The sequence below is a fragment of the Rhizobium hidalgonense genome (genome assembly GCF_005862185.2).
Taxonomy (GTDB): domain Bacteria; phylum Pseudomonadota; class Alphaproteobacteria; order Rhizobiales; family Rhizobiaceae; genus Rhizobium; species Rhizobium hidalgonense.
The window spans coordinates 1,457,059-1,469,090 of record NZ_CP054028.1; the positions used below are offsets into that span (position 1 = coordinate 1,457,059).

At 61.3% G+C, this 12,032-nt stretch carries 6 protein-coding genes and 1 pseudogene; 5 read left to right on the forward strand and 2 right to left on the reverse strand.

The features are described 5' to 3' along the window. Positions 1-73 precede the first annotated feature (73 nt). Complete coding sequence (locus tag FFM81_RS28130) at positions 74-424, forward strand: hypothetical protein (RefSeq protein WP_246401317.1); 351 nt, start codon at positions 74-76, stop codon at positions 422-424. Positions 425-448: 24 nt separating this feature from the next. On the opposite strand, the gene FFM81_RS28135 is transcribed toward FFM81_RS28130, so the two are convergent. Beyond that, positions 449-1,633: a GTP-binding protein gene (locus FFM81_RS28135; protein ID WP_138385459.1), complete on the reverse strand. Its 1,185-nt coding sequence runs from the start codon at positions 1,631-1,633 to the stop codon at positions 449-451. A gap of 100 nt (positions 1,634-1,733) precedes the next feature. Further along, positions 1,734-8,063, reverse strand: coding sequence for a DUF4082 domain-containing protein (locus tag FFM81_RS28140; protein WP_173883870.1), 6,330 nt, complete (start codon positions 8,061-8,063; stop codon positions 1,734-1,736). A 329-nt stretch (positions 8,064-8,392) separates the two neighbouring features. On the opposite strand from FFM81_RS28140, the gene FFM81_RS28145 reads away from it, so the two are divergent. The 4 genes and pseudogenes from FFM81_RS28145 to FFM81_RS28160 form a co-directional block, all read left to right on the forward strand. After that, positions 8,393-8,569, forward strand: coding sequence for a hypothetical protein (locus FFM81_RS28145; RefSeq protein ID WP_173883871.1), 177 nt, complete (start codon positions 8,393-8,395; stop codon positions 8,567-8,569). Positions 8,570-8,595: 26 nt separating this feature from the next. After that, positions 8,596-9,921, forward strand: a complete 1,326-nt coding sequence (locus FFM81_RS28150; protein ID WP_173883872.1) for a polysaccharide biosynthesis/export family protein — start codon at positions 8,596-8,598, stop codon at positions 9,919-9,921. 136 nt (positions 9,922-10,057) lie between these two features. After that, positions 10,058-11,566 (forward strand): O-antigen translocase, encoded by a 1,509-nt coding sequence (locus tag FFM81_RS28155; RefSeq protein WP_138384699.1) that lies wholly within the window; start codon positions 10,058-10,060, stop codon positions 11,564-11,566. A gap of 84 nt (positions 11,567-11,650) precedes the next feature. Beyond that, positions 11,651-11,890 (forward strand): annotated as a pseudogene (locus FFM81_RS28160) (transposase); the annotation flags it as partial. Positions 11,891-12,032: the final 142 nt, after the last annotated feature.

A 12,032-nucleotide genomic window follows, 5' to 3' on the forward strand; every position in this document is an offset into this window, starting at 1 on the left:
ACAGGAAGTCGAGCCGCCGGCTCCATGGGTTAAGCTCACCGGTTCGCATGCCGGAGCGGTCGGAACATGCTCAATGATTGATGCGAGCGACATCGAGGCTTGTTACATGGTCCGGTGCGACGCCAAGAACGGTCTCATTTTCGAGATTGGCGATGCCACTGTTGGTGAGAACGGCCTGCGATTGGCGCGTTTCGAGATTGGGAGGTACAAAGAGACGATCCGCCTCGACGGCAACAGTCCCGATCGGCGAACGGTTGTTCTCTCAAGGCATCCGAAGCTGCTTGCCGCCCTCACATCTGGCGCTGATTTCGCCACTATGTTTGCCCTCAAGGCCGGTGGGATAGATTACAGCACCGGCTTTGAACTTACGGGGGCGCGAGACCAGATATCTCGCGTGGCAAAGAGCTGCCCAACCAAGCCGTGACGACGCCAAGGTCCACCGCCTGAGCTACCAGGCCGGAAACGGATCTTCGAGGGTGGCCCAGTCGCGCGGATCGGTGCTGGCGAGGCATCCGTCCAGTGCCGTCCGCACACCTTTCTCGTCCATATCGACACCGATAAAAACCAATTCCTGCCGACGGTCGCCCCAGGCGCTGTCCCACCGGCTCTCGAGATGCTGACGAAACTGCTGATGGGGCGGCCAGTCCTGCCGGGGCACGGCTGCCCACCACAGCCCCATGGGCTCGCAGCGCCGCTGCACCCCGGCAGCCGACATCAGGCCCACGTGACGCGGGCGGGTGGCAAGCCAGAAGTGGCCTTTGGCGCGCATCACTCCCGGCCAGGGCTCGTCCAGAAATGCTCGAAACCGCATGGGATCGAAAGGGCGCCTCGTGCGATAGACAAAGCTCGATACGCCGTATTCCTCCGTTTCGGGAACATGGTCGCCCGACCTGTACAGTTCCTTGTGCCATAACGGGTGGGCGGCGGCTTTTGCTTCGTCGAAGAGGCCCGTATTGAGGATGGTTGCAAGAGAAACCTCGCCGAAGTCCGCCTCCACCTGGCGCGCATCCGGGTTGAGGGCAGCCACGACCATGCGGACTTCCGCGCGCATCTCCTCGCTCGCGTCCGAGATCTTGTTGATCACGACGATATCGGCAAACTCGATCTGGTCCACCAACAGGTCTATGAGTGTCCGTCGGTCTTCGCTGTCCCGCTGCATGCCGCGGTCGGCAAGCAGATCTGCGCTGCTGTAGTCGGCCAGGAGGCTTGCGGCGTCGACGACGGTCACCATCGTGTCGAGTTTCGCGAAATCGGAGAGCGAAACACCTTTCTCGTCGCAGAAGGAAAAGGTGGCCGCGATCGGGCATGGCTCGGCAATGCCGGTCCCTTCTATCAACAGATAGTCGTATCGCCCCTCTTCGGCCAGTCGCCGCACTTCCGCCAGGAGGTCGTCGCGCAGGGTGCAGCATATGCAGCCATTGCTGAGCTCGACCAATGTCTCCGTCGTATGCGACAGGTTGCAGCCGCCGTCCCGGATGAGACTGGCGTCTATGTTCACCTCGCTCATATCGTTGACGATGACGGCGACCCGCAGGCCCTCACGATTCATCAGCACGTGGCTGAGAAGCGTCGTCTTTCCGGCGCCGAGAAAGCCGGTGAGCACTGTCACGGGTAGCCGGTCGATCCCGTTCATCGACATCTCCCGGATATGGACATTCGGGGCGGTCGTCGCCGCGGCGGGCATTTGCGTCGTATGAACCTCATTCCGATCCCGTTCCCGACCTCCCGATCCTTCACGCGGCAAGCTGCGGCCGGAAGACCACGTCGGCATAGTAATTCGCTGAATTGAAAGTGCTGGTCGGGAAGAGGCCTGCGGTGGCAGAGCCGCCATAGGCATAGAGGCCATTGCCGCTGGCCGGCGCCGTCAGCGGACCGTTCGTGACGGCGGCGGTGAAGAAGGCGTTGCTTGCCACGTAGCCGCCTGTCGTGTGATACGAGGCGACATAGGTCGTGTTGGCGGCAATGGTGAAGGGGGTCGTGAAGTTCGCCGTCTGCCAGCCGCTTGCCGTGGTGTTGGTGAAGGTGGCCGTGGCAAGCTTGGTGCCCGTCGAGCTCCATAGGTCGACGACGTTCTGGCCGTTGTCGTTGGCGCTGCGGTAGAACCTGATGCCGGTAATATCGCCGCCGACGTTCGACGTGAACTTGACGCCGAGCTCGAGCTGCTGGCCATCATTGAGGTTCGTCTGGGTCGGCGTGCTGGAGGCAGAAAACAGGCTGTAGGTCGCTGGCGCCGTCCCGGCAGCGATAGTGAAAGTCTCGTTGGCCGCAAGACCGCCAATATCGGTTGCCGTGACCTTGACGCCATAATTGCCTGCTGTCGTCGGCGTGCCGGAGAAGGTGCGCGTCGAGGCGTTGAAGGCGAGCCAGCTGGGAAGCGCCGTGCCGTCGGCGGCCGTTGCCGAATAGGTCAGCGTCTCGCCGCTGTCGACATCGCTGAAGGTCGCCGTCGGCAGCGTGTAGGAGAAGGCCGAGCCGAGGGTGGCATTCTGCGTCGCCGTCTGGACGGCGAGCACCGGCGCGTCATTGGCACCATGGATGGTGACGGTGAGGTTTGCCGTGGAGGTAGCCCCGGCGGTATCACGCATCGTATAGCTGAAGACATCGTTCAGCGTGTTGGTCGAGAGGCGCAGCCCCTGCACGGCGCCATTGCTCTCGTTGATCGTATAGCTATAGGTGCCCGATGCACTGAGAACGAGACTGCCATAGGTACCGTTCAGCGCTGAGCCGAGCGTGCCCGACGTCGCGCCGAAGCTGACTGCGCTCACCGTCTTGGTGTCGCCGGAATCCGGATCGGTGTCGTTGGTCAGCACGTTGCCGCTGGCAACCACGCCGCCCGAACCATTGGCCACCCCGCCCTTCTCGGTCGCATCCCCCGCATCGGCAACCGCCGTCGGCGTCGCGTTGTTCGTATTCGTGGGACGGAAGACCACGTCGGCCCAGTAATTGGTGGCGCTAAAAGTGGAGTTCGGGAAAATGCCAGCGGTGGCGGAGCCGCCATAGCGGTAAACGCCGTTGCCGGTGGCTGTTGCCGTCAGCGGCCCGCTGGTAACGGCGGCGGTGAAGAAATTAGCAGTCGCCACATAGGCGCCTGTCGTGTGGTAGGAGGCGACATAGGTCGTGTTGGCGGCAATGGTGAAGGGCGTCGTGAAGTTCGCCGTCTGCCAGCCGCTTGCCGTGGTGTTGGTGAAGGTGGCGCTGGCAAGTTTGGTGCCCGTCGAGCTCCACAGGTCGACGACGTTCTGGCCGTTGTCGTTGGCGCTGCGGTAGAACCTGATCCCGGTAATGTCGCCGCCGACGGTCGACGTGAACTTGACGCCGAGCTCGAGCTGCTGGCCATCGTTGAGGTTCGTCTGGGCCGGCGTGCTGGAGGCGGAGAACAGGCTGTAGGTCGTTGCCCCCGCCGCAGCGGCGATAGTGAAAGTCTCGTTGGTCGAGAGACCGCCGATATCGGTTGCCGTAACCTTGACGCCATAGTTGCCTGCTGTCGTCGGCGTGCCGGAGAAGGTGCGCGTCGAGGCGTTGAAGGCGAGCCAGCTGGGAAGCGCCGTGCCGTCGGCGGCCGTTGCCGAATAGGTCAGCGTCTCGCCGCTGTCGACATCGCTGAAGGTCGCCGTCGGCAGCGTGTAGGAGAAGGCCGAGCCGAGGGTGGCATTCTGCGTCGCCGTCTGGACGGCGAGCACCGGCGCGTCATTGGCGCCATGGATGGTGACGGTCAGATTTGCCGTGGAGGTGGCCCCGGCGGTATCACGCATCGTATAGCTGAAGACGTCGTTCACGGTGTTGGTCGACAGGCGCAGCGCCTGCACGGCGGTATTGCTCTCGTTGATCGTATAGCTATAGGTGCCCGATGCACTGAGAACGAGACTGCCATAGGTGCCGTTCAGCGCTGAGCCGAGCGTGCCTGACGTCGCGCCGAAGCTGACGGCGCTCACCGTCTTGGTATCGCCGGAATCCGGATCGGTGTCGTTGGTCAGCACGTTGCCGCTCGCAACCACGCCGCCCGAACCATTGGCGACACCGCCCTTCTCGGTCGCATCCCCTGTATCGGCGACTGCCGTCGGGGTCGTGTTGCCGGGAACCGACACGGCGATGTTGAAGGTCTCGTTGGCGGCAAGGCCGCCGATATCGGTTGCCGTGACCCTGACGCCGTAGCTCCCGCCCGCCGTCGGCGTGCCGGAGAAGGTGCGCGTCGAGGCGTTGAAGGTCAGCCAGCTGGGAAGCGCCGTGCCGTCGGCGGCCGTTGCCGCGTAGGTCAGCGTTTCGCCGCTGTCGACATCGCTGAAGGTGGTCGTCGGCACGACGAAGGAGAAGGCCGAGCCGACGGTGGCATTTTGCGTCGCCGTCTGGACGGCGAGCACCGGTGCGTCGTTGGCGCCATGGATGGTGACGGTCAGATTTGCCGTGGAGGTGGCCCCGGCGGTATCACGCATCGTATAGCTGAAGACGTCGTTCACGGTGTTGGTCGACAGGCGCAGCGCCTGCACGGCGGTATTGCTCTCGTTGATCGTATAGCTATAGGTGCCCGATGCACTGAGAACGAGACTGCCATAGGTGCCGTTCAGCGCTGAGCCGAGCGTGCCTGAGGTCGCGCCGAAGCTGACGGCGCTCACCGTCTTGGTATCGCCGGAATCCGGATCGGTGTCGTTGGTCAGCACGTTGCCGCTGGCAACCACGCCGCCCGAACCATTGGCGACACCGCCCTTCTCGGTCGCATTCCCCGTATCGGCGACCGCCGTCGGTGTCGTGTTGTTCGCATTCGAGGGATTGAACATCACATCGACCCAATAGTTCGTCTGGTCGAAGCTGCTCGTCGGGAACGCGCTATTGCCATAGCGGTAGACGCCGTTGCCGCTTGCCGGCGCCGTCAGCGGACCACTCGTCACATTGGACAGGAAGTAGTTGGCGGTCGTCGAATAGTTGCCGACATTCGTATGGTAGGATGCGGTATAGGTCTGTCCGGCTGTCAAAGTCACCGGGCTCGTGAAAGTCGCACTCTGCCAGCCGCTGGCAGTCTCGTTAGTGAAGGTGAGGGTCGCAAGCCGCGTACCCGTGCTTGACCAGAGCGACCCGGTATGTGTGCCCGTATCCAGGCTGCTCTTGTAAAACCGGATACCGCTGACCGTGCCCGCCACGGATGACTGGAATTTGACTCCGAGCTCGACGGCGGCAGCATCGTCGGTGTTGACGACCGCGGGCGTCGCGCCACCGAAGAGAGATGTAAAAGTCGGGCCGGTGACGGTGACCGTGCGCCCCGCCGAAGGTGTCTCGAGATTGATGCTGTCGTCCACCGCCCGCGACCGGATCGTATAGGTCCCTGCAATCGCCGGGGTCCATGAGTAGGTCCAGTTCTCGTCGCCCGTCGCCGGATGCCAACTCGCACCATTGTCGGTCGAAACCTCGACGCTGGCGATGACCCCGCCGCCCGTATCGGCAGCGGTGCCTGAAATCGTCACGGTTGAATTAGCGGCCACCGTCGCTGGCACCGTGATGACGGAGGTCGGAGCAACAGCATCGGTGGAACCAGTCGCCGCGGTAAGCCCGGATTGTAGCGTCCCCGGCTGAACGCCCATATCGGCAAGCAGATTGACCATCGCCTGCTGGACGCGAGGATCGGTGGGGGTCGCCTCGTTATCGTGATTGTTGCTCAGGCCCCATGTCCAATAGACCGTACCGGCACCGAACACCAGTGCCCCGCTGGGGGCGCGGTAGAGGGTCAGATTGTGAGTCGCCGTCGCACTGCCGGTCGTATTTCCGTAATCGAGCAAGTAGGTGGTGACGGGCAGCGTCGTCGACGACAGCTTGACGAGCCCGGCCGGATCGAAGCCGTTGTCAGGCGCCTCGTCCCACTCGTAACCAAGATAATTCTTGGTGAGCGTTGCCGTCTGGCCGGGCTGGAGGTTTGCGACGCTCGTATTGCGCCAGAAGCGCAGGTTGGCATCATCATAGCCAACCTTAATCGCGGCGAGATTGCCGCCAACATCGTCGACCTTGAATAATTGGCCAGTCAGCGAGTTCTCAGGGCTGCCGCCGCCGATAGCAGGCGGGCTGAGGCGCGGGTCGCGGAAGGTGCCTGTCCATTCGTTGGAAGGATCGAGGCTGGTGCCAGGCGGTCCCCATGTCTCCTTGTAGGAGATCAGGGTGCGATAAGGTGTTCCGTCGGCGCTGTAGGCATTGCCCCAGCGGGTACGCCAATAGACCTCGTTACCGCTCCAGAACATCAGGTTGACGCCCGCATCGCGTGCGGCTTCGACATTGGTCCTCTGCTGTCCCGACCAATATTCGTCGTGCCCGGCATCGATATAGGTCTTGTGATTGAGTAGCAGACTGCCATAGCGATCGACGTCGATGCCTGACATATAGGAGACATCATAACCGTTTTGTTCCAGCCAGTAGATGCCTGCATATTCGGCGCCGAACAGATAGTCCTGCGGGCCGGCATAGGTGCCGACTCCGTCGCGGGTTGCAATCGGCCTGTTGTAGCTGAGTGCATAGGCGCGGCCTGCCCCCTGCCCCGTCGCCGGGCCGTTGCCGCCATAGAAGTTTGCGCCACCCCAGCCGTTGTAAGCTTGCCAGGTCTCGTCTGCGGTCTGAAAGACGACGTCGCTATGGCTGGCGTCATCGCGCACAATGAACGGGATTTGATTTTCGCCGAAGGTGCCGTCCTGACGCACGAGCTTGGCGATGTAGACGCCTGAGACGGCATCGTCCGGTACGGCCCAGGACGCCGAGACCGCCCAGTTGCCGGCATCCTCCGTGCCGGTCGTGGCATTGCGCAGCGGATTGGGCTGCGTCTGCAATCCGGTATGCTGTATGGTCGTGACCTTGCGGGCACCCATGCCGCCATAGTAGCCGAGCCGATAGATATCGATCCGATAGTTGGTAGAATTCGTATTGATCTTGAAGCTGATCGTCTTGCCGTTGTCGACGCTGATATCGGTCGCAAAACCCTCGATGTTGGTGCTGGCGGTGTCGATGCCCCACTCGCTCTCCGGATTGCCCTGCTTCTGGTTTTCCAGCACGATCGCGTTGCTCGCCGCCGCGGCGGCCGCCAGATCTTGCGTTGCCAGCGACCGCTGCGCAGAAGGTTGAGGTGGCGTCGTCACCGAGCCGGAAAGGACGGCTTTACCCTTGGTGCCGGTTCCCGTTCCTATCTCTCCGCCGCCGGGCAATGATCCGTTGGAGAGCGCCAAGTTCGTCAGGTCTGCGGTTGCGCGCCAGCCCGCGAACGAAGATACGTCACGATCGAGCAGAGGATCACTGACCGAGGCGCCGATGGCCTTCTTGATCGTCGACACATAGTCCGGCCCGTCGGTAAATTTGGTCCCCGGCAACTGACCGTCCTGCTGAAGCAGGCCGCTGCCATGGGCCCAATCGAGAATCCGCGTGGGGGAGGTATAGTAGCCGCATCCGCACACTCCAAAGGGCATGCCAACCGCCAGCGCATTCGGCCCAGCATGATGCGCAGTCGACTGCGCTGAGGGCGTCGATTCGAGAATGACGACCTTGCCCGAGTGAGAACGCTCGGCCCCAATGGTCGCAGAATCTTGCCCCGAACCTGTCGGCGCAGGGCTTTGCGGCAAATACGGAGCCAGGGGGTCGTCGCCTATGGAGCTCATTTCGCCGTAGCTACGCGGAAGAGACGATGCGGCCCCGAACGCAACCCTGCCCGCATCCGGCGCGAAATGTACGAAACCCGGCGTATGGCCGGCCTTCACAGACGCAGCGATATCGCCGCTTCGCGCCCCCAGTTCGCGATTGATTGTGAAAGCGTCAGGCAAGGGCGGCGCTACGAGCCTATCGTCGGCCCGGCCGTCCGCGACGCCGTTCCCGCCCTCTTTCTGTCCAACGTCACGCTCGTTAAGCGTCGCGTCCTTATGGGAATCGTCGATAAGGGCCTGATTGTTTCCAGTCGCGATTTTCACCGCTGCCGCGAGTTGAGCACTGTCCCCGTGCTTTTCGGCCGGCTTGCGTGGCCTTTCCTTCCCTCCGATAGTCAGCCATTGGGGAATCAGCGAATCCACCAGGAGTGAGCGCGCAGTCCAGCGACGAGCGTTGCGATACATGGGAGGCACCTCTCGCGAGATTGTCAGAGTCGAAGCTATGAGATCGCTCAATACGGAGCACCGAAGTATAGTCGAAAATTAAGCGAGTATATCCTACGCCTTTTGCTCTACTCGCAGCATCCTTTGGAACGGCCGTGCCGCATTGGCCAGGAGACGGGCGAGACACGCGGAGTCGCGAAGCTTCGCCGCTTCCGAAGCAAGACCCGAAGCCGCGGTGGCGGCTTCTTCCTCATGCTCGCGCCAGCGCTGGAGACGTCGCGGGCACGCCTAAGCCTGCGTGCATAACCTTTGATTTTCCAGGATAATGCCTCCTTGCCGCGCAGGGACATATGCTTCTGGTCGACATGGGTGAAGCACTTCGCCACCAGTTCATCAATAATGATGAGGCAAAGCAAACAGACTCCACCTTCCTCAAGGCTTCGCCAGGCTGCAAACTGAAGATCTCGGCTTCGGACTTTCGTCCGGCCGTCAAGCAGCGTCAAGGCATTGGACCGGCATCCGCTTAAGGATGTTTTGCAGGCGAGATATGTACATGAATTCATCGCACCGTGCGCTCCACCTGTTCTTTCGTGCGATCGCTGTCATCGGAGCAACCGTCTTTCTTGCCGGAACTGTGTCGCCGGCCGTCGCAGAAAGCGCGCCGCCGGCTCCACAAGCCTTGGCTCCACAAACGAAGATCCGCCTAACGATCGTCCAATGGATGCAGTCCAGGGGCCAATATGAACGATGGGATGCGCTTGGCGGCGAATACACAGTCTCGGATGACGGCACGGTCTTTCTGCCATTTCTTGGGTCCCTTTCCGTCGGCAATCGGACAAACGCCGACCTCACAAACGAGATTGGCAAGCGCCTGCAGGAAAAGATCGGTTTGGTTCAGGCGCCGGCGGTCAACATCGAAATTCTCGAATACCCGCCGATCTACGTCGTGGGAGACGTGACCACGCCTGGGCAGTACGGTTTCCGCCCCGGATTGACCGTCCTGAAATCCCTGGCAATGAGTGGCGGGCCGCGCCGCGCCAAAGAAGAGCAGCAAACGCATTCGATCCAGATCGTCGGAGAATTGCGCGAAATCGATCACTCGATCCTGCGCAGCACTGCGAGGCTGGCGCGGCTGCAGGCGGAGATGGATGGAGCCGACGAGATTACCTTCGATCAGATGACCGGCGCCGATCAGCAATTTGCCGCCGGCATATACAACGAGGAGAGGATTATCTTTCGGGCTCGCGCCAATGCGTTGGAGAGGCAGTCGAGGGCGTTCACGGAATTACGCGATCTTTTGACCACTGAGATATCGACATTGGAAGAGAAACTGACGGGCGCCGACGACAATATCAAATCAGTCGAAGACCAACTGGTCAGCGTCAAGTCCCTGGTCCAGAAAGGCCTGACGATCTCCTCAAGGCAGATGGATCTGGAACGGTTGCTGACGACTTACCGCTCCGACAAGCTCGACCTTCTCACCGCCGTCATGCGGGGCCGGCAGGCGGTCAGCGAGACGACGCGGAACCTTGAGGGACTTTACGACGCACGCCGGAGCGAAGTGGCGACCGAAGCGCAGTCCGAACGGGCAAGTCTCGATCAATTCAAGCTGAAGCGCGAAACACTACAGAAGCTGCTCATCGCCGACCTGGGGAGCAATGACAGCGTCAAGACCCTCGTCGAGGAACTCCCGCTCACCTTTAGCGTGACCCGCCGCAACGATGGACAAATCGATCAGTTCCAAGCCTCGGAAACGACGATGCTGGCACCCGGCGATGTGGTGAGAGTCGTCCAGCCGCACATATTGGATAATACGTCTCAGGCCGACACAAGCCCATCTTTCGAAACCCAAGCGCTCGCAGATCGAGCCGGCCAGTGACCCGCGACGTGCGCGTGTTCTCAACAAAGTTGGAGCGGAGGTTCGAGCGTCATCGAGGCGCTCAGGCCGCCTGCCCCAAAGAAATCGCTTTTAATATGGACCAGCCTGAATCTCACCTGGCAGCTAGGGTTAAGTGATGACCTTGCGCATGCCCCCCCCCAGCGGTCTGACTTATACCCAAATCCTGAAATCGACGATGCTGATGGGCGGTTCCTCGCTGGTCAATGTCGCTCTGAGCATCATTCGCAACAAAGCGCTCGCCGTTCTGCTCGGTCCTGAAGGCGTGGGGCTTCTCGGCCTTTACGGGGCAATCCTCGATATCGCGCAAGCGATAGCTGGTCTGGGCGTGAGCAGCAGCGGTGTGCGCCGGGTCGCTGAGGCGGCGGGCGCCGGCGACGACGACAAGATCGCCCGGTCGGCGACAGCGCTCAGACGCATCTCATTAGCGCTCGGGTTGCTTGGCGGGCTTTTGCTTGCCGCGTTGGCGTTTCCGGTCTCGAAATTCACCTTCGGCGACTACCAGCATGCCGGCGGCATTGTGCTGCTCTCCCTGGCCGTATTCTTTCGGCTTGTCGCTGCCGGACAGGCTGCGTTGATCCAGGGCTTGCGGGGCATTGCAAATCTTGCCCGCATCAATGTGCTTTCAGGGCTGTTCGGCACAATCGTCAGCATCCCGCTGATCTATCTGTTCGGCGAAAAGGCGATTGCACCCTCTCTCGTGGCGATCGCGGCCGTCTCGCTACTTCCCACCTGGTGGTACAGCAAACAAATATCCACACAGCCACCGGCGATGTCGGCGCACCAGTTCGGCCGGGAAGCGACAGCTCTGTTCAGGCTCGGTGTCGCTTTCATGGCAAGTGGACTTCTAACCTTCGGCGCGGCCTATGCCATCCGCATTATCGTGCTCAATGAAGGGGGCGTCGTAGCGGCTGGATTGTATCAGGCAGCTTGGGCGCTTGGCGGCCTTTACGCCGGTTTCATCCTGCAGGCGATGGGAACGGACTTCTACCCGCGCTTGACTGCAATCGCCAACAATAATGCCGAGTGCAACCGGCTGGTCAATGAGCAGGCGGAAATTAGCATATTGCTGGCCGGCCCCGGTCTAATTGCCACGTTGACCCTGGCGCCACTCGTGATGAGTTTGTTCTATTCCGCGGAGTTTCATGGGGCTGTGGATCTTCTGCGCTGGATCTGTCTTGGGATGATGCTGAGGATCGTCGCCTGGCCGATGGGTTTCATCGTCCTGGCGAAGGGTGCGCAGACGATCTTCTTTTGGACGGAGGTCGCTGCGACGCTGGTGCATGTGGGGTTGGCCTGGTTCTTCGTATCGAAGTTGGGCACGCTAGGGGCCGGCATGGCGTTCTTCGGCCTCTATGTCTGGCATAGTATTCTGATTTACTTGATCGTGCGTCGGCTCACCGGCTTTCGCTGGTCGCCCGCCAATCGCAGGCACGCGCTTCTTTTCCTGCCTGCATCGGGTTTGGTTGTCTCGGTCTTTTTCCTCTTACCGGCGTGGTCGGCGATGGTGATTGGCTGCCTCGCCGTGGTCGTGACCGGGCTTTACTCTCTGCGCATGCTGGTCGAGCTGCTTCCACGGGAGTTCGTGCCGGCAATCGTAAGAGGATGGATCGCGAAATCCGCATAAAAAGGAAAGCGTGCATCAGATGGTGCGCGCTCATACTGCTGACAAACCCCTGGCGGCGTCCAGGGGTTTGTGGTTCATTGGGAGATGTTGAAGAAACCTGGCCCCTGCCAGACTGCCCTCGAGATGGTAATGCTCGACAGCCTGGTGCCGAAGGCTCATCTGCTTCGCAAGATCGACGCGGTGATCGACTTCTCGTTCACCCGCGATCGCGTTGCGGAGCTTAATTGCGCCGACAACGGCCGCCCGCGGCTCGATCCGACCCTCATGTTCAAGGCGCTGTTCATTGGCTACCTGTTCGGCATCCGCTCGGAGCGTCAACTGGTTGGCTGCGTCCGCCCAAAACATCAAGAAAATCGCAATGGCCCTGACAAAGGCGCCGAAACCGGCCACCGCGTAAGCCGGGAACGACCCGACTCCCTCCGCCAAATCCTGCGGCCAGAAACATCCTATCCGCGAAAAAATAAAA